Annotated in this window: 19 protein-coding genes; 13 read left to right on the top strand and 6 right to left on the bottom strand. The window is 71.2% G+C overall.

Features of this window, described 5'->3' with window-relative positions; all coding sequences use genetic code 11:
- Positions 1 to 202: 202 nt before the first annotated feature.
- From CV755_RS08345 to CV755_RS08310, 8 genes are all read left to right on the top strand, one after another.
- Positions 203 to 2896 (top strand): aldehyde dehydrogenase family protein, encoded by a 2694-nt coding sequence (locus CV755_RS08345; protein ID WP_241561050.1) that lies wholly within the window; start codon positions 203 to 205, stop codon positions 2894 to 2896.
- Positions 2893 to 4590 carry a thiamine pyrophosphate-binding protein gene (locus CV755_RS08340; protein ID WP_109279527.1) on the top strand — a complete coding sequence of 566 codons (1698 nt, stop codon included), beginning with the start codon at positions 2893 to 2895 and terminating at the stop codon, positions 4588 to 4590. The genes CV755_RS08345 and CV755_RS08340 overlap by 4 nt, the downstream gene beginning before the upstream one ends.
- On the top strand, positions 4587 to 5828 hold the full coding sequence (gene fabF / locus CV755_RS08335; protein WP_206608398.1) for a beta-ketoacyl-ACP synthase II: 1242 nt from the start codon (positions 4587 to 4589) through the stop codon (positions 5826 to 5828). The genes CV755_RS08340 and fabF overlap by 4 nt, the downstream gene beginning before the upstream one ends.
- Positions 5829 to 5838: 10 nt before the next feature.
- The gene (locus tag CV755_RS08330) at positions 5839 to 7809 is read left to right on the top strand and encodes a condensation domain-containing protein (protein WP_206608397.1); all 1971 of its coding nucleotides are present in this window, start codon (positions 5839 to 5841) and stop codon (positions 7807 to 7809) included.
- Positions 7806 to 9053 (top strand): aminotransferase class I/II-fold pyridoxal phosphate-dependent enzyme, encoded by a 1248-nt coding sequence (locus tag CV755_RS08325; RefSeq protein WP_109279524.1) that lies wholly within the window; start codon positions 7806 to 7808, stop codon positions 9051 to 9053. Before CV755_RS08330 ends, CV755_RS08325 begins: the two co-directional genes overlap by 4 nt.
- 41 nt (positions 9054 to 9094) lie before the next feature.
- Entirely contained in the window at positions 9095 to 9352 is a 258-nt protein-coding gene (locus tag CV755_RS08320; protein WP_109279523.1) for an acyl carrier protein, read from the top strand.
- The gene (locus CV755_RS08315) at positions 9349 to 10110 is read left to right on the top strand and encodes an SDR family NAD(P)-dependent oxidoreductase (RefSeq protein WP_109279522.1); all 762 of its coding nucleotides are present in this window, start codon (positions 9349 to 9351) and stop codon (positions 10108 to 10110) included. The genes CV755_RS08320 and CV755_RS08315 overlap by 4 nt, the downstream gene beginning before the upstream one ends.
- Positions 10111 to 10225: 115 nt before the next feature.
- On the top strand, positions 10226 to 11482 hold the full coding sequence (locus CV755_RS08310; protein WP_109279521.1) for an MFS transporter: 1257 nt from the start codon (positions 10226 to 10228) through the stop codon (positions 11480 to 11482).
- Between the two features lie 122 nt (positions 11483 to 11604).
- On the opposite strand, the gene CV755_RS08305 is transcribed toward CV755_RS08310, so the two are convergent.
- Together CV755_RS08305 and CV755_RS08300 are read right to left on the bottom strand one after the other, a co-directional pair.
- On the bottom strand, positions 11605 to 12021 hold the full coding sequence (locus tag CV755_RS08305; RefSeq protein ID WP_109279520.1) for a VOC family protein: 417 nt from the start codon (positions 12019 to 12021) through the stop codon (positions 11605 to 11607).
- Between the two features lie 9 nt (positions 12022 to 12030).
- Entirely contained in the window at positions 12031 to 12486 is a 456-nt protein-coding gene (locus CV755_RS08300) for a helix-turn-helix domain-containing protein (protein WP_161968617.1), read from the bottom strand.
- Positions 12487 to 12614: 128 nt separating this feature from the next.
- Between CV755_RS08300 and CV755_RS08295 the strand changes: the two genes are divergently transcribed.
- A complete protein-coding gene (locus tag CV755_RS08295) occupies positions 12615 to 15002 on the top strand; it encodes an ATP-binding cassette domain-containing protein (RefSeq protein ID WP_109279580.1) in 2388 nt (795 codons plus the stop codon).
- A gap of 244 nt (positions 15003 to 15246) precedes the next feature.
- On the opposite strand, the gene CV755_RS36650 is transcribed toward CV755_RS08295, so the two are convergent.
- On the bottom strand, positions 15247 to 16272 hold the full coding sequence (locus CV755_RS36650) for an Lrp/AsnC family transcriptional regulator (protein WP_109279519.1): 1026 nt from the start codon (positions 16270 to 16272) through the stop codon (positions 15247 to 15249).
- A gap of 148 nt (positions 16273 to 16420) precedes the next feature.
- On the opposite strand from CV755_RS36650, the gene CV755_RS08285 reads away from it, so the two are divergent.
- The gene (locus tag CV755_RS08285; RefSeq protein WP_109279518.1) at positions 16421 to 18004 is read left to right on the top strand and encodes an MFS transporter; all 1584 of its coding nucleotides are present in this window, start codon (positions 16421 to 16423) and stop codon (positions 18002 to 18004) included.
- 70 nt (positions 18005 to 18074) lie between these two features.
- Here CV755_RS08285 and CV755_RS08280 read toward each other — a convergent pair whose 3' ends face one another.
- On the bottom strand, positions 18075 to 18995 hold the full coding sequence (locus CV755_RS08280) for an NADP-dependent oxidoreductase (RefSeq protein WP_109279517.1): 921 nt from the start codon (positions 18993 to 18995) through the stop codon (positions 18075 to 18077).
- Between the two features lie 230 nt (positions 18996 to 19225).
- Here CV755_RS08280 and CV755_RS08275 point away from each other — a divergent pair, with 230 nt between their 5' ends.
- Together CV755_RS08275 and CV755_RS08270 are read left to right on the top strand one after the other, a co-directional pair.
- On the top strand, positions 19226 to 19819 hold the full coding sequence (locus CV755_RS08275; RefSeq protein ID WP_109279516.1) for a putative immunity protein: 594 nt from the start codon (positions 19226 to 19228) through the stop codon (positions 19817 to 19819).
- Between the two features lie 214 nt (positions 19820 to 20033).
- On the top strand, positions 20034 to 20534 hold the full coding sequence (locus tag CV755_RS08270) for an SRPBCC family protein (protein WP_422070520.1): 501 nt from the start codon (positions 20034 to 20036) through the stop codon (positions 20532 to 20534).
- Positions 20535 to 20602: 68 nt separating this feature from the next.
- On the opposite strand, the gene CV755_RS08265 is transcribed toward CV755_RS08270, so the two are convergent.
- Complete coding sequence (locus CV755_RS08265) at positions 20603 to 21238, bottom strand: hypothetical protein (RefSeq protein WP_109279514.1); 636 nt, start codon at positions 21236 to 21238, stop codon at positions 20603 to 20605.
- Positions 21235 to 22674, bottom strand: coding sequence for an alkaline phosphatase family protein (locus tag CV755_RS08260; RefSeq protein WP_109279513.1), 1440 nt, complete (start codon positions 22672 to 22674; stop codon positions 21235 to 21237). Before CV755_RS08260 ends, CV755_RS08265 begins: the two co-directional genes overlap by 4 nt.
- A gap of 452 nt (positions 22675 to 23126) precedes the next feature.
- On the opposite strand from CV755_RS08260, the gene CV755_RS08255 reads away from it, so the two are divergent.
- Entirely contained in the window at positions 23127 to 24731 is a 1605-nt protein-coding gene (locus tag CV755_RS08255; protein WP_193553372.1) for an ABC-F family ATP-binding cassette domain-containing protein, read from the top strand.
- Positions 24732 to 24831 lie beyond the last annotated feature (100 nt).

Below are 24831 nucleotides of genomic sequence, written 5' to 3'. Positions count from 1 at the left end.
GTCCGGCCGGCCCCGGCCATCGGTGACCGGGGATGCCGCCCGCTTGACTCGCGAGCAACAATCGCGTCAGGAATTCACCGATCGAAACTGGCCACTCGTCACGCATCTCTTTGTCGCTGCATTCTCAACAACCCCACGGGTATCACGGTGCGTCGTTGCCGTACTCGACACCCGGTCCACCGGCATGCGATAGTCCAGTTAGATGTATCTTTTTAAACAAGCGGATGCCGGCCCAGGTCCGTGGGTTTATAAAAGGAGCAAGAGTTTGCTCGCTTCAAGGCGTTTGATCTCGCCCGAGGGGCGCATCTGGGATGCCGAGGAAATCGTGTCCCGTGTATTCGGTGCCACCGAATTTCTTGCCCGCCGCGGTGTCGGACCCGGTACGCGGGTGATGCTGAGCGGAGCCAATTCACCGGAATGGGTCGTCGATCTGCTCGCGCTTGTTCACCTCGACGCCTCGGTGGTCCTGGCCGATCACCGGGCCACCCGGGCACAGCGATCGCAGATCCGCGCCCGGGCGCGCGCAGTGCTCGATATCGGCGACGGCGACACCGCGACGCCGCGGCCCTTGTCCAACACGGCGGCCGTGCCCGATTTCGCGGCCTGGGCGCGGCGCCGGGACGCCGTGATCTCCTGGTCGTCGGGTACCACGGGCAGCCCCAAGGGCATTGTCCGCTCCGGCCGTTCCATCCTGGACAACCTCACGCTCAGCGCGGAGCGCATGGGATACCGGCCGGACGACGTCTTCCTGCCCGTCCTGCCGTACTCCCACCAGTACGGTCTGTCGCTGGTGCTGTGCTGGTGGCTGGGCGGAGGCACGCTTGTGGTCTATGGGCCGGCCACCCGCCTGGACCGTGCGCTTTCGGTAGGTGTGGACCATGGCCTCTCCATCGTGGACGCGGTCCCATCGACCTATTACAGCCTGCTCAACCTGCTGGACCACCGTCCCGCTCTCGCGAACGCGCTGGAGACCGTACGGGCCTGGTGTGTGGGCGGGGCGCCACTGGGGCGCGGCCTGGCGGCCCGGTTCCATGCCCGGATGGGCCGGCACCTGCTCGACGGCTATGGGGCGACCGAGGTGGGAAATATCGCGCTGGCGCCCCCTGACGATCCGGTCGGGTGCGGAAGGCCACTGCCCGGCGTGGTCGTCGAGGTGCACGACGATGACGGCAGGCCGCTGCCCAGTGGCCGGCTCGGCGAACTGGTGGTCCGCAGTGCCGGCCTGATGACCGGTCACCTGGGCGATGACGGGGAGATCGTTCCGGTGTCAAGTCCCGTGCACCGCACCGGGGATATCGGCCTGCTCGACGACGCCGGCCGGGTGTTCCCGGTGGGGCGCAAGCGCGCCGTGCACCGTGACGGTCACACCCTCTATCCCGATCACCTCGCCGAGCGGGCCGAGTCGGCCGGCGCGCGCACGGAAGTCATCGCGGTGCCCGACGAGCGTCTGGGCCGTCGCCTGGTGTTTGTGATCGCGGACCCGGACGATCACGGTCCCGCGCACTGGAAACGGGTGCTGCGCTCCGTGCTTGCCCGCTATGAGCAGCCCGACCACATTGTTGTGCTTCCCGAGTTGCCGCTGACCAGCACGGGCAAGCCCGACCTGGCCGTTCTGGAGAAGATCGCCATGACCTCGCTGCCGGTGTCCCCCCACACCACCACCGATGTCACCGCGCCCGGCTACCGCAGCCCCTTCGCCGGCCGTGCCGATGCGCTGCGCGCGGTGCGCCGGTATGTGGCCGACCACGAAGACGCGGTGCTGAGGATCCTCACCGAGATCTCGCCCCACCACACCGCCGCTGCGGAGATCCGTTCGTTCCTCGCCACCCTCGACGGAGCGGAGGAGGAGATCCGCCGGGTCCGGCCCGGCCGGGTACCGCTGGCCGCGGTCTTTATGCCCTCCAATATCCCGCTCTATTCCTATGCGCTTTATATGCTGGTGGCGTCGCTTTACAGCGAACGGATCGTCTTCCGGCCGTCCTCCGACATAAAAAGCCAGATCCAGCGATTACATGCCCTGCTGGCGCCGGTTCACGGACTGCCCATCGAGCTTTCCGGACTCAGTCAGCGCAAGTTTGTGACGGGGCCGGTGCGCGAGGCGGACCTCATCGTCTTCACGGGCGATTACTCCAATGCCGAGACCGTCCGTGAAAGGCTGGAGGAGGACCAGCTCTTCCTCTTCTTCGGCCGCGGCATCAACCCCTTTGTGATCGCGCCGGACGCCGATCTCGCACATGCCGTACAAGACGTCACAAGGATCCGGCTCTACAATTCGGGCCAGGATTGTTTCGGTCCCGATGTTGTGTTTGCGCCGCAGGGCCGCACCGAGGAATTCATCGGCCTGCTGTCCGCCGAACTGGCTTCGCTGCGTTTCGGGGAGAACAGCGATCCCGCCGCCGACTACGGTCCGATCCACTACGACTCGGCGCTGGTGAACTGCTCGGACTACCTGGTGCGTCATACGAGCCGCATCCGGCACGGCGGACGCATCGATCTGCGGTCCCGCAGGATCGAACCCACCGTTCTGCTATGGGGCTTTGACGACAAGATCCCCCTGGCCGAGATGTTCGCCCCGGTGTTCAACATCGTGTCCTATCCCGGTGCGAGGCGGTTGCGTGAACGCCTGTCGAGCCCCTACTTCAGCGAACGCGCCCTGGGAGCGATGGTCTACGGAAACGATCCGGAGACGGTGAAGGTCCTCTCCGAGCGTCACCAGACCTGCGTCAACCGGACACTGCTCGATGCCGAGGACGGCAACCGCCCCTTCGGCGGATTCGGGATGAGGGCCAACTACCTCTGCTACGGCGGCGAACGGCACGCCGGACCCCTGCTGATGTCGCAGGCCGTGGCGCGGAATCTGCCAACGGCCGCCCTTGTCGCGGTGGGTGCCAAGTGACCCGGGAGAGCAAACGGTACGCCGACGCCTGGTCCGCCGTCGTCGGCCTGCTGGTGGCGAACGAGGTGGACACCTGCTTCGGACTGCCCGGCGACGACCTGGAGTTGCTGCGCGCCCTCGACGCCGCGGGCCTGGACCTTGTGCCATGCCGTGACCAGCGCAATGCGATGTATATGGCGACGGGATACGCGCTGCAGTCGGGCCGGCTCGCGGTATGCGCACTGGGCAAAGGGCCGGCTGTCACCCACGCGGCCACCGGGCTGCTCGAAGCGCGGGAGTCCGGCGCACCGGTCCTGGTCCTCGCCGCCGGCGTGGCCGAACGGCGCCGGGGCAGCGGGGGATTCCAGGAACTCGACCAAGTCGCTGTGACAGCGCCCCTGGTGCGGTGGGCGCACCGGGTGGGGCATCCCGACCGGGTCGTACCCGCGACGGTCACGGCGCTGACCCGGGCCATGGGGCCGCCACCCGGACCGGTGTATCTGGAGATACCCGATGATGTCCGCACGGCGGAGGTCCTGGTCACCGGGCCGCAGCCAACCCTGCCCGAAACCTTGGTTGTTGAGCCCGCTCCGGTGCTGCCGGGACCGGCCCTGGCGGCGATCCGTACGAGCCGGCGTCCGGTGGTGCTGGTGGGCGGCGGAATGCGGCACCGCAACAACGACGGGGTGGTCGAGCGCTTCGCCGGACGCCTCGGGGCGGCGCTCTTCACCACCGCCTCCGGCCGCGGTGCCGTCGATGAGCGGCACCCGCTGTTCTGCGGCGTGGCGGGCCTCTACGCCGCGGCCCCCGCCCGGGAGTTGTGGTCGTCCTGTGATCTGGTGGTGTCGCTCGCCGGGCGACTGGAGGAGACGGCCGTCGAAGGCGGAACGCCCTGGCCCCCGGTCCCGGTGGTGCAGGTCAATGTGGATCCGGGCGGACTGTCGGCCGAGTTCCCGGGCCCCCGGGTGCTCGGGGACGCCCGGCACGCCGTGCTCGGCTGGACGCGGGCGCTGGACCAGGACGGCGAGGCCGAGCGCACAGCCGCGACCGGGGAGTGGGCGGACAAGGTCGCCGCCGCCCGTAAGGCCATGTCGCTGGAGGCGGAGGCGGAACTGGCCCGCGCGGCGACGCTGCCCGGGATCCGCATCGCCGAGCTGCTCGCCGCGCTCGATGCCACCGCCGGCGAGTCCCATGTGCTGGTCCAGGAGAACGGGCTGCAGGACATGTGGTCCTATGGCTTCCCCTTCCACGTCGGTGGCGGGTCCATCGTGCCGTCGGAGCAGACCCCCCTGGGCTTTGGGGCGGCCGCGGCCATCGGGGTCAAGCGGGCCGCCCCGGACCATGAGGTCACCGCGTTCATCGGGGACGGGGCCTTCCTCGCGGCCCGCGCGGACATCGCCGTCACCGCTCCCGCGCACGGCGGCGTCCTGTATGTGGTGCTGTGCAACGGCGGATATGGATGGCTGGACGCCCAGCGCGCCCGCCTCGGCCTGGACGCCGAACGCCACCCCTTCACCCGCCCGGGGGCGCCACCGCCCGCGGTGGACGGGCCGGACATCCACTGCCGGGTGCTGCGCGACAAAGCCGCGCTGACCGAGGAGATTCGCGCCGCGCGGCGGTTCTGCTCCCAGGGAGGCACGGCGGTGCTCATGGTGCCGGTCGCCCCCGATGACATCCTCCCGGCCCTCCGCGACGCCGGGGTGGTTCCCCAGTGACGGAGCGACGCCAGGTGCTGGTCACCGGGTACGGGGCGGTGACCCCGCTGGGCCACAGCGCCGAGGAGACCTGGACGGCGATGCTGGCCGGGCGCAGTGGCATCGACACCGTGGACGCGATCGATGTGACCGGTCTCGGAGTCCGGATCGGCGGCCAGGTCCGCGGATTCACGCCCGGCCGCTATATGCCGCCGACGGTCAGCCGGCGCGCGGACCCATACGCCCAGTACGCCCTTGCCGCGGCGCTGGAGGCCTGCGAGCACGCCGGACTCGTCATCGACGACCGCCTGGCGCCGCGGGTCGCCGTGGTCATCGGCAGCGGCTATGGCCCGGTGGGGTCGATCTACCGCGCCGCGAACACGCTGCGCGACAAAGGGCCACGGGCCATCAGCCCGTTCACCCAGGTCACCACCGCCATGGACAGCGCCGTCGGCGAGATCAGCATGCGCCTTGGCGCCCAGGGGCCCAGCCGTGCCCAGAGCACGGCGTGCGCCAGCGGTGCCGACGCGGTGGGCGCCGGGATGCGCATGATCAGCCATGGGGAGGCCGACATCGTCCTCGCCGGCGGCGCCGACGCCTGTGTCACCGCCGTGGACCTCGCGGGCAGCGGCAACGCCCGTGCGCTGTCCCGGCGCAACGACGACCCGGCCGCGGCCTGCCGGCCGTTCGATGCACACCGGGACGGGTTTGTGATGAGCGAGGGGGCCGCCGTGGTGGTGCTGGAGGCCGCCGAGGTGGCCGGCCGGCGAGGGGCGGCGGTCCTGGCCGAACTCGCGGGCTATGGAGCGAGTTCCGACGCTCATCACTGGACCGCCCCGCATCCGGAGGGACGGGGCGCCCGCCTCGCCGTCGAGGCGGCGCTGCGCGACGCGGGGATATCCGGGGCGGACGTGGACTATGTGAACGCGCATGGCACCGGAACCCTGCTGAACGACGCCATGGAGACGGCCGTCCTGCGCAAGGTGCTGGGCGACCGGGTCACCCGGATCCCGGTCAGCTCCACCAAGTCGATGACCGGGCACATGATCGGTGCCGCCGGGGCGGTCGAGCTGGTGGCCTCGATCCAGGCGCTCCGCACGGGTGATGTCCCGCCGACCATCAACTGTGACCAGCCCATCGACCCGGACATCAACTTTGTGCCGCACCGGGCGCAGCACCACAAGCGTCTGCGGGTCGCGCTCAGCAACTCCTTCGGCTTCGGCGGCCACAATGCCGCTCTCGTGGTCCGGGCAGTATGAGGTCCCGGCCGTGAACAGCCTTCCGGAACCGGCCCCGAGCCCCGCCACCGTCATCCGCGGCGGGCCGCTGACCTGGGTCCAGCAGTGGCACTGGTTCGAACGCACCATCCCCTCACCACGGCGGGTGAACCCGACGCCGCTCGCCGACCACTGCCATGTCCCGCCCCCGGCGACCGTCGCCGACATCCACGCGGCGCTCGCCTCCCTCACCGCCCGCCATGAGGCACTGCGCACCACGGTTGACCCGCTGCGCCCGGTACAGCATGTCCACCGCGCGGACTGGGCCCCGCTGCCGATAGACCACCTCGACATCCCCGTCGTCGATGCCGAAACCCTGGAGGCCGCCACAGCGGCGCTGGCCGCCCGCCCGATCGATCCCGAGCGCAATCCGCCCTGGCTCGCCAGGGTGCTGCTCGAGGCGGGCAAGCCGTGTGCGGTCCTGATGGCCGCCCACCATGTGGTCATCGACGGTTGGGGGCTGGCGGTACTGATCAACCAGCTGCACGGCCGGCTGCGTGGCGACGACGCACCGGCGCAGCTCCCCGTGCATCCGCTCGACACCCTGGCTGCCCAGCCCCTGGAGCGCGCCCGTGCGGCGGAGCGTGAGTGGCTGACGCGTCTGGCGAGCAACCCGACCGGTGTGCTGGCCCCGTTCGGCGGGACCGAGAACGGCACCGGGCGCCACCGCCTCCAGTACCGCTCGGTGGCCGCGTACGCCGACCTCGACCGGGTCGCCCGGCGATACCGGGTCAGCCCGGAGGCCGTGGTGCTCGCGGTGCTGGCCCATGACGTCGCCACCCGCACCGGCGAACACCGGTTCCTCGCCTCGGTGGTGGTCTCCAACCGGGCCCGGGCCGCCCTGCGGAACAGCATCGGCGTACGGGCCCTGACGGTCCCGGTACAGATCGATCTGCGCCCGGGCGCGCCGTTCGGCGAGGTGGCCGCCTCGGTCGCCGCCGCCTCCGCCGCGGCCTACCGGCACGGTCAGTGGCGCCCCGCGGAACTGGTCGCCGCCCAGGCGCGCATGGACCGCCGCCGCGGTGTGGTGACCGTACCCACCATCGAGTACAACTGCTACTCATGGCCCCGCGACTACCTGGTCCCCGGGCAGGACACCTCGCCGGACGGGGCCGACAGCTGGATCAGCAGCGCTCCCGACGAGCCCTGCGAGACGCTCTACGTTGACCTCGGCCGCGACGCGGGAGCCGTCACCCTCGATGTCACCGTCGGGGATCATCTGCTCGACGCCGGGCAGGCGCTGGCGCTGCCCGCCCGTCTGTGCGGTCTCCTGCGCGCGCTCGCCGGGGGTGCCCAGTGCCCGGTCCCGGCAGGCGCGCTCACCCCGGCCGCCCCCGGATGGTGGCGCGCCCCGCAGGGGTGGGTGTCCCTGACCAGGGTCGAAGACGTCTTGCGCGGCCACCCGGGAGTCCTCGAGGTGACGGTGGCGCCCAGTGGGGACGCCGCGGGGGAAGGCGGCCGGCCGCACCTGGTCGCGCACGCCCGCACCGTCCCCGGGGTCACCCCCGGCGACCTGCACCGCCATGTCCTGGACCACCTCGGCGAAGTGCCCGGCATTCTGGCGCCCGGCCGCTATGTCCTCTCCCCGGCCGGCCACGGATCCGGCCGTCCGTCCCACCGGTCCCGCACCGTCAACGGCGGCACGGAAACCCCGCGGGCCCCCTCCCGCCCACCCTCCACGGTCGCCGAACGGGCGCTGGCCGCCGCCGTGGCCGCGGTCGGACACAACGGCCCGTCAGCCGGCTTCGGCCACGGTCCTGCTGCCGTGGACATGAACCGTTGCCTCGCCGACCACGGAGTCACCCTGGTCGCCATCCCCCGTCTGCTGGCGCTGCTGCACCAGTCCGGCTTCACCGGGATCGCCTCGGACGAGCTGGCCGGAACGGCCTCGCTCGGCCATCTTGCCGCAGCCCTGGAGCCCTTGCCGCCCCGCGCCCCTCATGGAGGAGAAACCTCGCCATGACCGCGTCCCGCACCCCGGCACCGTCCATGGACCGCCTGGCCCCATGGGGCTTCGCCGAATTCGTGGCGGCGAACACCCATGACACGGCTTACCGCCCGCCGGTGGTGGACGGCCCCGTCGGACCGACCATCGTCCGCAACGGCCGCGAGCTGGTGAACTTCGCCAGCATCAGCTTTCTCGATCTGGAGCGCCACCTCCCGGTACGGCGTCACTTCGCCGAGGGGGCGTTCGCCCATGGCCTGAGCACCAGCGGATCCAGGATGACCCAGGGGATCTGCCGCCCGCACCAGGTGCTGGAGGAGACCATCGCCCGCCACACCGGCAAGGAGCGGGCCATCAGCTTTGCCACGGGGCTGCTGGCCAATATCGGCTTTGTCCATGCCATGAGCAGTTCCGCGCACTTCGACGCCGGGATCGAGGTACGCAACCGCGACACCGTCTTTGTCGTCGATCGTGACGTCCACTGGAGTATCTGGAAGGGCGTCGAGGGACTTGGCTATGGCCGCAATGTCCACGCCTTCCGGCACAACGACGTCTCCGACCTGGCACGGATCCTGGACCGGGTCCGGGCCCCCAAGACCGTGGTGATCGCCGAGAGCATCTACTCGGCCGACGGCACCATGGGGCCGATCGTGGAGATCCTCGACCAGTGCGACCGGCATGGCGCCATCAGCATGATCGACGATGCGAACGGCTTTATGGTCTACGGGCCCGAGCACCGTCCATACGCCCGGGAAGCGGCCGCGATCCGGGAGCGGGCCGACTTCGTCATGGTGTCGCTGTCGAAGGCCATCGGCCTGGAAGGCGGCGCGATCGCCGGGCCGGCGGCGGCCATCGACGCCTTTGAACTGCTCTCCGGCACCTCGATGTTCACCGCCGCCATCCAGCCGCCCACCGCCTACGCCGCCGAGCGCACGATCGACGTCCTCGCCGGCAAACCGGAAATCGTGGACGACTACCTGGCGCATGCCGCCCGCCTTCGCCGGCAGATGCACGAGGCAGGCACTCCGACGACGCCGACCGAGTCGTACATGCTCTCGGTGCTGATCGGGAACGACGCCGCCGCCCTCCAAATGCGGGAGTGGTTCGTCGAGGACGGCTACCTGGTGCCCGTCTTCTCCTATCCGGCCGTCCCACGGAACCAGGCGCTGCTGCGCCTGTTCCCGCACGCGGGCCACACCGAGGAGCAGATGGACGGCTTTCTGCGCACCCTGCTCGCCTACCGACGGCGCCTTGGGCTCTGACCTCGGCCCCGTCCCAAGCCCGTCCCAAGAAGGAGGTACCCGTGGTGGACACCACCGACATCCGCAACGCCATCGCCGAGATCGTCGAAGAGGTCACCGGCATCGACTCCGCCGAGGTGACCACCGAGAAGTCCTTCACCGACGACCTCGACATCGACTCCCTCTCCATGGTGGAGATCACCGTGCAGATCGAGGACAGATTCGAGGTGAAGATCCCCGACGACCTGGTCACCGAGCTGAGGACCGTCGGCGACGCGGTGAGCTGTGTCGCCGGCCGCCAAAGGGCCGGGCGGCCATGAGCATCCTCGACCGTTTCCGGCTCGACGGCCGGGTCGCCGTGGTCACCGGCGCCTCCTCCGGGCTGGGGACCGCCTTCGCCACCGCCGTGGCCGAGGCCGGTGCCGATGTGGTGCTCGGGGCGCGGCGCACCGAGAGGCTGGAGGCGGTGCGCACGGCCGTCGAGCGGCTCGGCCGCCGGGCCGTCGCCGTGCGTACGGACGTGGCCGAGCCGGAGGACTGCCGGGCGCTGGTGGACGCGGCCGTGCACGCATTCGGGCGACTGGACATCCTGGTCAACAACGCCGGTATCAGCAGCGAACAACCCGCGACGGAAGAGACCCCGGAACAGTTCCGCGAGGTCATCGACATCAATCTCAACGGTTGCTACTGGATGGCCCAGGCCGCGGCCGCGGTGATGCCGCCCGGCGGCGCCATTGTCAACATCTCCAGCATCCTCGCGCTGGTCACCGGCGGTCTTCCGCAGGCCGCCTACTCGGCGTCCAAGGCCGGGATCCTCGGGCTCACCCGCGATCTTGCCCAGCAGTGGACCCCCGGCAAGGGCATCCGGGTGAACGCCCTCGCACCGGGCCTTTTCGCCTCCCCGATGACCGACGGCTATGCCGAGGGATACCTCCAGGCGATGATGCCGCGGGTGCTCTCGGGCCGCATCGGGCAGCCCGAGGAGCTCGCCGCGGCCCTGGTCTTCCTGGTCTCCGACGCGGCGTCCTACATCACCGGCACCACGCTGACGGTGGATGGGGGCACGCACATCGCATAGGGCGAGCGGAGGTGTCCATGTTGTCGATCACTGACGCTGATATCGCGGGCTCCGAGCCGGATCCGGCCAGCTGCTCCCGCGGCACCGGTCCGCCCGGCGGCCCGGGGAGCCGGCCATGACCGCGGAGCCCGCCGCCCGCTCCCTCCCCCGCGAACCGCTCGGCGATCCGCACCTCCGCCGCCTGGTCGTGGGCCAAGGGCTGGCGGCCGTGGTCGATGCGCTGTTCATCGTCTGGCTGACGCTCTTTGTGCTCGAGCTGTCGGAACCCGGAGTCGCCACCGGGCTGGTTCTGGTGGCCGTGGCGCTGCCACGGGCGCTGCTTCTGCTTCCCGGGGGAGTACTGGTGGACCGCCTCGGTCCGGCCCGCGTCATGGCCGGCGCCTGCTGGCTCCGGGTCGCCGTCCTGCTCGCCCTGGGCGCCCTGGCCACCTTCACCTCGCCATCGGTGACCATGGTCGCGCTGCTCGGCGGGCTGCTCGGCGCCGCCGACGCCGCATACTTCCCGGGGGCCCTGGCATTGCTGCCCGCCATCGTGCCGGCGGAGAAGCTCGCCCGGGTCAACGCGCTGGTGCAGGGCGCGGAATCAGGGGGCGATCTGGTCGGCCCGGCGGTGGCCGCCGGGGCCATCGCGGCAGTCGGCTTCGATGCGACGCTCGGCGGGATCACGGCGCTGGCCGCGCTGGCCGCCGTCGCCCTCAGCACGCTTATCCGGGTGGTACGAGGCGGCGAAGGCGCCGGGGACGACGCCGGTCCGGACGGCATCGACGGTGAGCGGCTCAGCAGTGCCCGTGCCCTCGGCGCGGGCCTGGGATACGCCTGGCATGAACCGCTGGTGCGAGGAATGCTGGCAGCCATCGCCCTGATCAACCTCGCGGTGGTGGGCCCCGTGCTCGTGGGCGGCGCGGTGCTCGCCGCTCAACGCCTCGGTGGCGCGGGCTCGTTGGGCATGGTGCTCTCCGGCTTCGGTGTCGGCTCGCTGGCCGGCTCACTCATGGCCGGATGGCGGCCGCCCGCCCGGCGCGGCTGGACCGTGGTCGGCGGGGTCGCGGCGATCGGCGCGGGCATGGCCGGACTCGCCGCCGTCACCCAGGTCATCGCCGCGACCGCGGTCGTCTCGCTCATCGGCATCGGGTCCGCATTTCTCGGAGTGGTCGTCGTGGCCACTCTGCAGGAGCGAGTGCCCGGGCAACTGCTGGGCCGGGTGATGAGCCTCGTGGTGCTGGCCACGGTGGCGTTGGACCCGTTCTCCTATGTGGTCGCCGGCGTCCTGCTCCCCTACGGCACCACAACGCTGTTCCTGATCTGTGGCGGCGCCGTCCTGGCATGCGCCGGCCTGGTCGCTGCCAGCCCGGCGATCCGCTCCTTGCGCTGACCGCGTCGATCGCCGGGAACACCGTCGCCGGCCCGGGCACTGGTGGACTCTTCCGCTGCGAGTACGTCAACTCATCACTGTGCCGCCCGAGTTGGGCGGCGGCCCGGCGGGTTCCGGGCCGCTCAGCGCCTCAGCGGCTGGGTGAAGCGGAGCATATTGCCGGAGGGGTCGCGGAAGGCGCAGTCGCGGACGCCGTAGTGCTGGTCCATCGGCTCCTGGAGGACCTCGCCGCCGGCCGCCCGGATCCGCTCGAAGGTGGCGTCGCAGTCGTCGGTGGAGAAGATCACCCCGCGCAGCATGCCCTTGGCCAGCAGTTCCGCCATCGCCTGCCGGTCGGCCGGGGAGGCGTTGGGGTTGGCGAGCGGCGGTTCGAGGACGATTTCCACATCCGGCTGGGCGGGCGAGCCCACGGTCACCCAGCGCATTCCCTCGAAGGCGACGTCATTGCGCACCTGAAGGCCGAGGACGTCGCGGTAGAAGGCAAGCGCCTTGTCATGGTCGTCAACTGCGATAAAGCACTGTGCGAGCTTGATGTTCATGCTTTGACGCTACGAGGCGGCGGCGGATTCCGCTTCTCCGATCCTGACCGGTTCGCCGTTCCGCACCGGCTCCCCGTTCCTCGGCGGCCGGGTGAGGATCTTGGCGACACAGGCCGGGACCACGGCGACCGCCTCATGGCGGCGGGCCCGGTACGCGCTCGGGCTCTCACCGACCAGCTCGGTGAAGCGCGAGCTGAACGATCCGAGCGAGGTGCACCCCACCGCGAAGCAGACCTCCGTCACACTGAGGTCCCCGCGCCGCAGCAGCGCCTTGGCCCGCTCGATGCGGCGGGTCATCAGATAGTTGTAGGGAGTCTCGCCGAAGGCGGCGCGGAAGCTGCGGGAGAAGTGCCCGGGGGACATCAGGGCGACCTCGGCCAGCGCCGGAACATTCAGTGGCCGGGCGTAGTCGCGGTCCATCACATCCCGCGCACGGCGCAGCCGCACCAGGTCCTCAAGGGTCACATCCACCAGGATCGCACGTCCGTGCGGAGCGACCGGGATATTCTTCGGCCCCCTGCCGGGCGGCTCGGACGCGTGGACGGCCCCGCCCCATGGACGGACACATGGACGGACACACCGAGGGAGACACCATGAGCAGTGCCAAGCGGACGGACCCGGGCTCGCCCGCGCCGCACCGGGCCGACAGCCATGACCTGATCCGGGTGCACGGCGCACGCGAGAACAACCTCAAGAACGTCAGCGTGGAGATCCCCAAGCGCCGGCTGACGGTGTTCACCGGCGTCTCCGGCTCGGGCAAGAGCTCCCTGGTGTTCGACACCATCGCCGCCGAGTCCCAGCGGCTGATCAATGAGACCTACAGCGCCTTCGTCCAGGGCTTTATGCCGGCCCTGGACCGCCCCGAGGTGGACGTCCTGGAAGGGCTGACCACCGCGATCATCGTGGACCAGCAGCGGATGGGCGCCGACCCCCGCTCCACCGTGGGCACCGCCACCGACGCCAACGCCATGCTGCGCATCCTCTTCAGCCGGCTGGGCAAGCCGCATATCGGCCCGCCCGGCGCGTACGCCTTCAATGTCCCCTCGGTCCAGGCCAGCGGGGCGATCACCGTGGAGCGCGGGGCCAAGAAGGCGGTGAAGGCGACCTTCTCCCGCACCGGCGGCATGTGCCCGCGCTGCGAGGGCCGGGGCACCGTCACCGATCTCGATCTCGCCCAGCTCTATGACGACAGCAAGTCGCTCGCCGAGGGCGCGCTCACCGTCCCCGGCTACAAGGCGGGCGGCTGGAACTACCGGCTCTACAGCGAGTCCGGCTTCTATGACCCGGACAAGCCGATCCGTGAGTACACCAAGCGGGAGCTGCATGACTTCCTGCACCGCGAGCCCACCCGAATGAAGATCGCGGGCATCAATATGACCTATGAGGGGCTGATCCCCCGGATCCGCAAGTCCATGCTGGCCAAGGACCCGGAGGCGATGCAGCCGCACATCCGGGAGTTCGTGGAGCGGGCGGTCACCTTCACCACCTGCCCCGAGTGCGAGGGCACCCGGCTGAGCGAGGGGGCCCGACGGTCCAAGATCAAGGGGATCAGCATCGCCGACGCCTGTGCGATGCAGATCAGCGACCTGGCCGACTGGGTCCGGGGCCTGGACGAGCCCTCGGTGGCGCCGCTGCTCGCCAAGCTCCGGCACACCCTGGACTCCTTCACGGAGATCGGGCTGGGCTATCTCTCGCTGGACCGGCCCTCGGGCACCCTCTCGGGCGGCGAGGCCCAGCGGGTCAAGATGGTCGGCCACCTCGGCTCCTCGCTCACCGATGTCACCTATGTCTTCGACGAGCCCACCACCGGCCTGCACCCGCATGACATCCAGCGGATGAACGACCTGCTGCTGCGGTTGCGGGACAAGGGCAACACGGTGCTGGTGGTGGAGCACAAGCCGCAGACCATCGCCATCGCCGACCATGTGATCGACCTGGGCCCCGGCGCGGGTACGGCGGGCGGCACCGTCTGCTTCGAGGGCACGGTGGACGGGCTGCGGGCCGCCGGCACCCTCACCGGCCGCCATCTCGACGACCGGGCCGCTCTGAAGAAGACGGTGCGCGAGCCCAGCGGCAGCCTGGAGATCCGCGGCGCCTCGGCACACAATCTGCGCCGGCTGGATGTGGACATTCCGCTGGGGGTGCTGGTGGTGGTCACCGGAGTGGCCGGTTCCGGGAAGAGCTCCCTGGTGCATGGCTCGATCCCGGCGGGGGAGGGCGTGGTGTCCATCGACCAGAGCCCGATCCGCGGCTCACGGCGGAGCAATCCGGCGACCTACACCGGGCTGCTGGACCCGGTCCGCAAGGCGTTCGCCAAGGCCAACGGTGTCAAGCCGGCACTGTTCAGCGCCAACTCCGAGGGCGCCTGCCCCACTTGCAACGGGGCCGGGGTCATCTACACCGATCTGGCGATGATGGCCGGTGTCACCACCACCTGCGAGGACTGCCAGGGCAAGCGGTTCCAGGCGTCGGTGCTGGAGTACCGGCTCGGCGGGCGGGACATCAGCGAGGTGCTGGCGATGCCGGTGAGCGAGGCGGCGGAGTTCTTCGGCGGCGGCGAGGCGGCCACGCCCGCGGCCCACCGGATCCTGCGGCGGATGTCCGAGGTGGGGCTGGGCTATCTCACCCTCGGCCAGCCGCTCACCACGCTCTCCGGCGGCGAACGGCAACGGCTCAAGCTGGCCACGCGGATGGCCGAGAAGGGCGGCATCCATATTCTCGACGAGCCCACCACCGGCCTCCATCTCGCCGATATCGAGCAGCTGTTGGGCCTGCTGGACCGGCTGGTGGACTCCGGCAAGTCGGTGATCGTCGTCGAGCACCACCCGGCGGTCATGGCACACGCCGACTGGATCATCGACCTGGGTCCCGGCGCCGGCCATGACGGCGGCCGGATCGTCTTCGAGGGCACCCCCGCCGGCCTGGTCGCCGCCCGCTCCACACTCACCGGCGAACACCTGGCTGCCTACGTTGGCGCCTGACCGGGTCCTCCGCGGACATCGTGCGACGGGTTCCCCCAGTGGTGGACTTCCGCCTCCGGTGGTCAGGAACGTCGCTTGGGTGGCACCGGTCCGGGGAGTGGCGGGGCGGATCTGCCGGACGAGCTGAACGCCGGGATGTACTTGGGCCGCGGCCATCGGCAAGGTGGCCACGGCGTACCCGCAGGAGCGGCAGAACCGGTCGTGCTCGGCGTTGAGTCGGCGAGGGTGCCGACCGGGCCCCGGCTCAGTGCCCCGGCGGCTCGAAGAGCCGGCTGCCGTCGGTGAGCAGACCGGCGCGTTTGACATGGCGGAGGACCGGTACGACCTCCAGTTGCTGGACGGTCCGCAGGGCCCCGATGCGCTCGGTCACATAGGTGTAGAGCGCGCCGCGGTCGCGGCAGACCACCGAGCCCACCAGGTTGGTGGTGCCGGTGGCCGCCGCCAGCCAGGGAATCTCGGGGTGGCGGGAGAGCGCTTCGCCGGCCTCGGCCAGGTTGTGCGGAGCCACCGTGGCGAACAGCGCGGCCTGGACGGTCAGTCCGAAGTGCTCGGGCAGGATCTCGACGTCGAAGTAGATCGCGCCGGTGTCCCGGAGGTGTTCCAGCCGGCGGCGCACCGTGGACTCCGAGCGGCCGGCCGCCCGGGCCAGCTCCGGGTAGCCGGTACGGCCGTCCCGGGCCAGGACGGCCAGCATGGCCTGGTCGGCGGCGTCCAGCCGGGTCTCCTCGCCCGGGTCGGGGCAGGGCCGGGCCAGCGCCCGGGTCTGTTCCTCGGTCAGGCCGCTGTCGTCCATCCACTGCTGCCCGGTGGTCGTGGTGTAGGTGTGCAGCAGGCTCTGCGCGGTGACGCCGGTGACGTGCTGGGTACGGGGCAGCTTCTGGAGCAGCAGGGCGTCGCGCTCGTCCGCGCTGTAGGAGCGCACCACACAGGCCACCTCTGACCCACCGGACTGGATCTTCACCCAGCCGATGTCCGGGCGGCGGGCCAGCGCATCGGCGATCGGCATGGCGGCTCCGGGCGCGCACTGGATGCGCAGCCAGCTCTCGGAGATGCCGACCCGGTCGCTGAACGGCAGTCCGATGACCCGTAGCAGCCGTTCACCGTGCAGCCGCCGGTAGCGGCGCACCACGGTCTGGTCGGTGACGCCCAGGACGGCCGCCAGGCGGCTGAAGGAGGCCCGGCCGTCCAGGGCCAGCGCATGGACCAGCTGACGGTCCAGGGCGTCCAGCAGCTCGGTGGGGGCGGCCTGGGGTGCGAGTGTGGTGTTCACCTTTCCATCATGACAGGGGCCTCTGTCATGGAAATCCACCGCAAGACCGCCTCTGGGTTCGGAATCCGGCCGTCACATGCGAGCTTGGGGCATTGCTTCCCCCGGACAAGAGATTCACAAGATTCACAACGGACCAAGGAGTGCTCTGATGCGCAAGTGGCTGCCGCTGACCGCGGTGTGCCTGGGGACCTTCATGCTGCTGGTGGACGTCACCATCGTTGTTGTGGCGCTCCCCGATATGGCCGGGAGCCTGCACACCTCCTTCGCCGACCTGCAGTGGGTGATGGACATCTACGCCCTGGCGCTGGCCGCCCTGCTGCTGGGGCTGGGCTCGCTGGCCGACCGGATAGGCCACCGCCAGGTGTACATGGGCGGGGTGGCGCTGTTCGCCCTGGCCTCGCTGGCCTGCGGGCTGGCCACCGACCCGGCGGTACTGATCGCCTTCCGGGGTGTCCAGGGCGTGGGCGGCGCGGCCATGCTGGCCACCACCACCGCCCTGGTGGCCCGGCTCTACCAGGGCCGGGACCGAGGGGTGGCATTCGGCGCCTGGGGCGCGGTCAGCGGGGCCGCCTCGGCGGCCGGACCGATCCTGGGCGGGCTGCTGACCGAGTACCTGGACTGGCGCTGGATCTTCTTCGTCAACCTGCCCATCAGCGTGCTGGCCATCGCCATGACCGCCCGCTTTGTGCCTGCCCATGGCGGCGGCGCGCACGGTGGGGCAGCGGGCGGCGCCCGGGGCCGGGGCATCGACCTGCCCGGCATGGTGACCTTCACGGTGGCGGCCGGTGCGCTGACCTACGCCCTGATCAAGGGCGCCGACTACGGCTGGTCCTCCGGCCGGACCCTGGGCCTGTTCGGGCTGGCGGTGCTGGCGCTGCTGGTCTTCCTGGTGCTCGAGCCGCGCCGGGCACAGCCGATGCTGGACCTGGCGCTGTTCCGCCGGGGTTCCTTCACCGGCCTCATGATCGTCGCGGTGCTGCTGTCGGTGGCCGCGTTCTCCTACCTCGCCTACACCTCGCTGTGGCTGCAGTCGGTACGGGGCATGGGCCCGGTGACGGCCGGTCTGGCCTGTCTGCCGATGAGCGGCGCGTCCTTTGTCTTCGCCTCGCTCGGCGGGCGTTATCTGCAGGGGATCTCCCCGCGGGTGAGCCTGGGTGTCGGCATGCTGCTGATCGGGGGCGGGGCGCTGCTGATGACCGTCATCGGGGCCGGGTCCACCTGGACGGTGCTGGTGGCCGGGTTCCTGGCGACGGGCGTGGGAGTCGGCCTGAGCATGCCGGTGCTGGCCTCCACCGCCATGGCGGCGGTCCCGCCGGAGCGGGCCGGAATGGCCAGCGGTGCCGTCAACACGGCCCGCCAGCTGGGCAACGCACTGGGTATCGCGGTGCTGGGTGTGGTCTTCCACGCCGGGGTGGCCGGGTCCCTGCGCGACCATGGCAGTGCGCTTCCGGCGGATGCGCTGGCCGGCGGGCAGGCCGGGCCGCTGATCGCTCATGCGGCACCCGAGCGGCGGGGTGTGGTGCGGGAGATGGTGCATATCGCTTTCGCGGACGGGCTCCGGGATGTGTTCTGGGTGTCCGGGGCGTTGGGAGTGCTTGGTGGGGTGGTGGCGCTGCTCCTGGTCCGTCGCTCCTCGGCTCCGGCTCAGGGCGCGCCCCGCCAGGGGCGCGAGGCGGCTTCGAATGGCGGCTCCGCCGCGGGGCGCGACCAGCCACAGACGGCCCGCGCGTGAACTGAGACGGACCCTTGTCCGCGGGACTGAGGTTGCCGGTGGGCGGTGCCCGCCGCCACCGGCCGCCCGGTCACGGACGTAGCACGATCTTGCCCCGGGTGTGCTGCCGCTCCAACTCCTCGAACGCGTCCCGCACTTGCTCCAGCGGGTAGACCGCCGCGATGGGAATCTCCAGCTCACCCCGGTCGATCAGCGCCGCCAGCTCCCGGAGGACCTCCGCGTTGGCGGCCGCCGCGCTGCCCTCCGCCTTGGTGCCGTACTTCTCCGCACCGGCGAAGTCGATGATGGTGTTGATCCGGTCGGGCCGCACCCCGAGTTCCAGGGCGAGCTCGATATAGCCGTCCCCGAAGGTATCGACAAAGGCATCCACCCGGCCGCCCGAGGCGGCCCGGATCCGGTCGGCCACCCCCTCCCCATACCGGACCGGCAGCACGCCCCGCTCGCTCAGCCACCCGTGGTTGGACTCGCTCGCCAGGCCGATCACCGTGGCCCCGGCCCGCCGGGCCAGTTGGACGGCCGGCGAGCCCACGCCGCCCGCGGCTCCCGAGACCACGACCACGTCGTCCGGGGCGAGCGCCACCGCCCGTACCGCCGCATAGGCCGTGGTTCCGGCGACAAACAGCGCACCGGCCTGCTCCCAGGGGACACCCGCCGGGCGGTGGATCAGGTTCGCGGCTTCGGCCGGCACATACTCCGCATGACTGCCCCGGCGGTCGGTGAAGCCGATCACCTCGTCGCCCGGCGCGAAGCCGGTCACGCCCGGGCCCGTCTCCTCGACGGTCCCGGCGAAGTCGCTGCCCTGGCCGGAGGGGAAGGTGGCGGGCCACCGGTCGTGCAGCAGCCCTTCGCGGATCTTGGCCTCGCCGGGGTTGATCCCGGCGGCCACCACCTTGACCAGGACCTCTCCCGGTCCGGGCGAGGGGCGTTCGACATCGACGACCTGCAATACGTCGATGCCGCCGTACTCGGTGAACCGGACTGCTCTGGGCATCGTGTTCCCCTTTCGGCCTGCGGACATCCGCACGATGAAGTGGGCAACAGGACCGGGCCGCCGAGGATTCCCGCGCCCCGTGCGCACGTACCGGCGGTTCCGCCTGGTGGCAGCACGACGCCCCGCAACACATCTTGATTCAGGCCGACTTGTATGCCGTACGGCACGACCTGGCGCGCGCCCGCCTCATCCGGCGGATCAGCGCGAACCCGGGCCCGCACAATGAAGCCGTGGGAGCGGAAACGGATGAGATCGAGCTGAGCGAAGACGAGCTTCGCGAGGTGGCGGGTTATGCCGCGGACTGTGCGTCCAGGGTGCTGTCCCTCTTCGAGGTGAGCATCCCGGCCGACGCACGCCCCAGGGAAGCGATAGCCGCGGCACGGGCGTTCGCCGGGGGCGGCCGGCGCACCAACGCCCTGCGGCAGAGCGCCTGGGCGGCGTACCGCGCGGCACGGGAAGCGGCGGGGAAGGCGGCCGGGGAAGCGGCCCGCGAAGCCGCCGCGGCGGCCGCGGCCCAAGCAGCGTGCCATGCCGCGGCCGCCGCGTTCCTGCACCCCCTGGCCCGGGCGCACCAGGTGAAGCACGTTCTCGGCGCGGCGGCGTATGCGGCATGGGCGGAGGAGTTGTCAGCCGGAGCGGACCCAAGGGGCGATGCGGGGACCCTGGAGTGGGCGCGGCAACACGCCCCCGCGGCGGTCACCGCGGTCCTCGGCCGGCTGCCCGCCGCGCCTCCCGGAGGCGGACGGGCGGGCGGGCTCATGCGGGATCTCGATGCCGCGCTGCGTGGCTGTGCAGGTCGTAGCGAGGGGAACGGCCGTCCTTGAAGCCGCGCCAGACCGTGGCGGGCGGTCAGGGACCGTCGCTACGGCCGTGCAGCGGACGGCCGTTGAGCGCTCTCCCGGCGCCGGGCGGCCATAACGCATGCCTTCAGCATGGCGAACTCCTCAACCAGCTGTAGCGGAGCCCTCCTCCGCACAGCTACCGTGTCCGGCGGCAGAGCAATGGAACGGTGTTACGGGGAGGACGACAATGGTGCGGTTGGCGGACGGGCCGAAGGCCGAGGCGGAGGTGCGGGTGGCCGCGTCACCGGCGCAAGTCTGGGCTCTGGTCAGCGACATCACCACGCCGAGCAGGTTCGGCGGGGAACTGCAGGAGGCCGAGTGGCTGGAAGGCGCCACCGGGCCGGCCCTCGGCGCCACCTTCGTCGGCCGCAACCGCAATGAAAAGCTGGGCAGTTGGGAGACCGTCTCCCGGATCTGCGACTACCGCCCCGAGCGGGCCTTCGGCTGGGAGGTCCGGAGCGCCCAGGGCACCTTTGAACCCCCCGTCGCCCGCTGGCGGTTCGAGCTGGAGCCGGAGGAGGGCGGCGGCACCCGGCTGCGCCAGTCGGTCACCATCGGGCAGGGCGCCTCGTATCTGACCCGGACGATCGAGAGCCGGCCGGAGCAGGAGGAGGAGATCATCCGCCTTCGGCTGGGCATGCTGGAAGAGGGCATCCGGTCAACCCTCGACGGCATCCGCAGGCTCGCCGAATCCTGAGCCGTTGGCCGATACTTCCTTGAGCGGCCGCCCGGCGCCCCTCGCGGGGCGCCCGGTTCGGCTCTCGGTCAGTCCAGCTCGATATTGAAGTCCCAGACGGCGACCGTCTTCTGGTCGTGCCGCCAGGTCAACTGGGCGGCACCGGCCTGGAAGGTGCCGGTGAGGGTGAGGGTGGCCGGATGGCCCGGCGTGGCCGTCACGGTCGCCGCCCCGGCGGGCTTCAGGGCGATGTCCTTGCCCTGCTCGTCGCGGGAGGCGAAGTCCTCCGCGCGCACCGTGAGCGGAGCACTGGCCTGGTCGAAGGCGATGGTGAGGGTTCCGGTGGTCTGCTCCGGGGGCTTGCCGCCGGGGGTGGCGGAGGGCAGGTCCTCCTCCGGGCCCGACGCACGGACCAGCGCACTCGCTTCGGGGAGTTCGGCCCGTATGGACGACCCCATGGCGACCAGTTGCAGATGCTTCTCACCCGCGGTCGGGGTGGCCTGCGCGGCGGGCGCCGAGGGGATCGGGACGGAGCCCAGATCCCGCACCGTGTCCGAGGCCGCATCGGTGGGCCGCGAGGAGGCGGAGTGACCGCTGCCGCAGCCGGTGGCGGTGGTCAGGACGGCGGCCGCCAGGGCCAGGTGGCAGCCGGTGAGGACGAGGCGGCGGAAGCCGGACGGGCGCAGGCCCGCCCGGCTCGGCGCCGGGTGGCGCGGGACGTTCATCGGGACTGCGCGCTCCCCGAACCGTCCTTGCCCGGCGAGGGGTTGACCACCGGGTGCTCCGGGTCATCGGCCCTGGCCACCGCCGGGTAGACGACGCTGCCCGAGGGCGCGGGCGGCAGCGCCCGGCCGGAGGGGTTGTTGTAGACATCGGCGCCGAAGGGGCGCAGCCCGTCGGCCGCCGCGTACCCCAGGTGACCGTGTCCGTCCGTACCGCCGTGCTCGACCCCGAAGAGGTCTTCCATGCTGCGCAGCCAGCTGTAGTGGTTGTACGGCTGGTCGCTGATCGAACCCGGCTTGATGAAGCGGGAGATGAACAGCGCGCCGGTGATGCCGCCGCCGGGCGTGGTGTCCTGGCCGAAGGCCTGGAAGCCGGGCTGGGTGGTGTTGGGCCCGGGCAGTTCGTTGCAGCAGGCCACCACCGACTGGGCGGTGTCCGTGGGGGTGTTGAGGCTCTTGTCCTTGTTGCCGGTGTAGTCGGCAATGGAGTTGCCGTACATCTTGTACGGCGGGAAGGCCTCGTCGAAGAGGATCTGGATCATGCCGTCGTGCTGGAACGCGGGCGAGGCCATGATCTGCGGAACGACCTTCTCCAGGAACTTGTCCGAGGCGTAGAGGCCGCCCTGGTGGTTCTTGGGGTCGCCGGAGAGGTTGTCGCCCTTGCAGGTCGCGTCATGCGCGTCCGAGCAGTTGTTGGGCGTGATCCAGTTGAAGCGCGGAGTGGTGGACTCCTTCTTCAGATCCTGCGCCAGCCCGGTCAGCGCCGGGTGCCCGGCCTGAGCCGGCCGGCCCTCCAGCGGGGCGACCCGGGCGCAGTCCTTGGGGTTGTCGATCACCGAGTGGAACCAGACCGCCGGGTTGTGCTTGGGCACATACTGGTCCTTGGCCGTGGCGCCGCCCGGGTCGGGCACCCCGGGGCCGGAGGGGCTGCCGGGTATGCCGCACTGGTAGACCTTCTCCCGGTTGGGGTCATTGCCCATGTCCTGGGCGTAGACCTTCCACGGGACGTGCTTGGCGTCCAGCTGGTTGAACAGGGTCTTCACCCGGGACGGGTAGACACACCCGGAGGAGGCCAGGGTCTGTCCGTCGGCGGCCGCGGTGCCCGGCTTGACGTCCTTGTACTGCGGGCAGTCGTCCTGGTTGTCCGGCGCGGGGGCCTGGCCGGAGACCAGGCTGATGTAGTTGTCCAGGCTGTAGTGCCCGGTGCCGTAGTACTGCCGCAGCAACTCGCCGTAGCGCGGCAGGGTTTGCCACAGATAGCTGTTCTGGTTCAGCCCGGTGAAGGTGGCCTCGTAGGACTTGTTCTCCAGGATGATGGTCCACACATGGCCCGGCTTCTTGGGGCCGTTGCCGTGGGCGGGGTGCGCCGATGCCTGAGGCGCTCCCAGGCCGGCGAACACCAGCGCCGCGCCGGCGACCGCGGCCGACGCTCTGAACATCCCGGCTGCCGGCCAACGGCGGCGTGGGGAACCTGACATATCGATGTCTCCGTCTCTTCTTCCGGCGAGAGGGTACGAACTCCCTGCCGCCTGGCCGAACTCTGCACCGCCCAGTCGCGTGGGGGCGGGCAGGCGGGCGGCGCGCAGGTGGCCGCAGGGTGAACGTTGCATGACAACGCCCATGGATGTCCACCCTCGCCGCCCAGGTCAGGGGCGTAGGCGGCCCGCATTCGGCCCCAACCCGGCCCGCACCTTTGCCCGGAACGCGGCCTCGAACGCGGCCCCCAACCCGCCCGGCTCCCGGCCCGCCCCACCTCGCCCCCGGAAAACCGGATGCACCACACACCCCCCTTCCCCTACCGTGGCCGTATGTCTACGCCCCGAATTTCCTAGCTCAAGGACCCGCTTTCACGCCAGAAGTGTGTCCTTTCGCTATTTCGGAGCGTCACCCCATGCTTACCGTTCGCGATGTCGAACTGCGCGCCGGAGCACGCCTGTTGCTGTCCGGCATCTCCTTCACCGTCTCGCCCGGCGACCGGATCGGCCTGGTCGGCCGGAACGGGGCCGGCAAGACCACCCTGATGAACGCCCTGGCCGGGCTGGCCACACCCGCCGCCGGCACCATCACCGCCACCGGTCCGGTGGGCTATCTGGCCCAGGACCCCCGCGCCGCCGACCCGGCCGTGACCGTCACCGACCGGATCCTCTCCGCCCGGGGACTGGACCGGGCCCTGCACCGGCTGCGCGACGCCGAGGCCGCGATGGCCCGGGCCGCCGGCCCCACGGCACTGCGGCGGGCGATGGACGACTACGCCCGCGCCGAGGCCGCCTTCCAGGCGGGCGGCGGGTACGCGGCCGAGGCCGAGGCGGCCAGGGTGGCCGCCGGGCTCGGCCTGCCCGAGCGGGTGCTCACCGAGCCGGTGGGCGCGCTGTCCGGCGGCCAGCGACGCCGCGTCGAACTCGCCCGAATCCTCTTCGCCGGACACGACGGCACCCTGCTGCTGGACGAGCCGACCAACCACCTGGACGCCGACTCGATCGCCTGGCTGCGCGGATTCCTCCATGGCCACCAGGGCGGACTGGTGGTGATCAGCCATGACACGGACCTGCTCGCCGAAGTGGTCAACCGGGTCTTCCACCTGGACGCCACCCGCGCGGCCATCGACATCCACAACACCGGCTGGGCCGCCTATCTGGCCCAGCGCGAGGCCGATGAGCGGCGGCGCGCCCGGGAGCGGGCCAGCGCCGAGCGCAAGGCCGCGGCCCTGCACGCCCAGGCGGACAAGATGAAGGCCCGGTCGGCCACCGCCGTGATGGCCAGGAGCATGGTGCGCCGGGCCGACCGCATGCTCGCCGGACTGGAGCCGGTCCGGCACACCGAGAAGGCCGCCAGGATCCGGCTGCCCGAGCCGGCCCCCTGCGGCCGGATGCCGCTCGGTGCGATCAGCCTGGCCAAGTCCTATGGCGGCCACCAGGTCCTGGACGGCGTGGACTTGGCCGTGGACCGGGGCACCCGGCTGGTGATCCTGGGCCTCAACGGGGCCGGAAAAACCACCCTGTTGCGCATCCTGGCGGGCCAGGAGCGGCCGGACGCGGGGCGGGTGGTGCATGGACACGGCCTGCGGCTGGGCTACTTCGCCCAGGAACACGACACCCTGGCCACCGACCGCACCGTCCGCGAGAACCTCGCCGCCGCCGCGCCGCAGCTGACGGACGGCGAAGTACGGCGCGTGCTGGGGGCGTTCCTGTTCGGCGGGGACGACGCCGACAAGCCCGCCGGGGTGCTCTCCGGCGGCGAGAAGACCCGCCTGGCCCTGGCCGGGCTGGTGCACTCCGGGGCGAATGTGCTGTTGCTGGACGAGCCGACCAATAACCTCGACCCCGCCTCCCGGGACGAGGTCCTGGCGGCCGTCGGCTCCTACCCCGGCGCGATTGTGATGGTCACCCATGACGAGGGCGCCATTGACGCGCTGCGGCCGGACCGGGTGCTGCTGCTGCCCGACGCGGACGAGGACTTGTGGCACGAGGGGTACCGCGACCTGGTCTCCCTCGCCTGAACCGGACGGCACCCGCGCCCCGTCAGGGGCGCGGGCCGCTGCCGCACAGGCGGCTCCACGGCGTGGGCGCGACCGGCCGCCGCGCCCCCGGCCATCGCCC

The sequence above is a fragment of the Streptomyces orinoci genome, assembly GCF_003121295.1.
Lineage (GTDB): Bacteria > Actinomycetota > Actinomycetes > Streptomycetales > Streptomycetaceae > Streptomyces > Streptomyces orinoci.
The sequence above is the reverse complement of the archived record's forward strand: the minus strand, read 5'-3'. Positions and strand labels throughout refer to the sequence as shown.

Excerpts from the sequence above, each read along its gene's own strand:
- CV755_RS08345 (WP_241561050.1), top strand. The coding sequence starts at position 203 with ATGTATCTTTTTAAACAAGCGGATGCCGGCCCAGGTCCGTGGGTTTAT.
- CV755_RS08325 (WP_109279524.1), top strand. The coding sequence starts at position 7,806 with ATGACCGCGTCCCGCACCCCGGCACCGTCCATGGACCGCCTGGCCCCA.
- CV755_RS08315 (WP_109279522.1), top strand. The coding sequence starts at position 9,349 with ATGAGCATCCTCGACCGTTTCCGGCTCGACGGCCGGGTCGCCGTGGTC.
- CV755_RS08310 (WP_109279521.1), top strand. The coding sequence starts at position 10,226 with ATGACCGCGGAGCCCGCCGCCCGCTCCCTCCCCCGCGAACCGCTCGGC.
- CV755_RS08305 (WP_109279520.1), bottom strand. The coding sequence starts at position 12,021 with ATGAACATCAAGCTCGCACAGTGCTTTATCGCAGTTGACGACCATGAC.
- CV755_RS08295 (WP_109279580.1), top strand. The coding sequence starts at position 12,615 with ATGAGCAGTGCCAAGCGGACGGACCCGGGCTCGCCCGCGCCGCACCGG.
- CV755_RS08285 (WP_109279518.1), top strand. The coding sequence starts at position 16,421 with ATGCGCAAGTGGCTGCCGCTGACCGCGGTGTGCCTGGGGACCTTCATG.
- CV755_RS08280 (WP_109279517.1), bottom strand. The coding sequence starts at position 18,995 with ATGCCCAGAGCAGTCCGGTTCACCGAGTACGGCGGCATCGACGTATTG.
- CV755_RS08265 (WP_109279514.1), bottom strand. The coding sequence starts at position 21,238 with ATGAACGTCCCGCGCCACCCGGCGCCGAGCCGGGCGGGCCTGCGCCCG.
- CV755_RS08260 (WP_109279513.1), bottom strand. The coding sequence starts at position 22,674 with ATGTTCAGAGCGTCGGCCGCGGTCGCCGGCGCGGCGCTGGTGTTCGCC.
- CV755_RS08255 (WP_193553372.1), top strand. The coding sequence starts at position 23,127 with ATGCTTACCGTTCGCGATGTCGAACTGCGCGCCGGAGCACGCCTGTTG.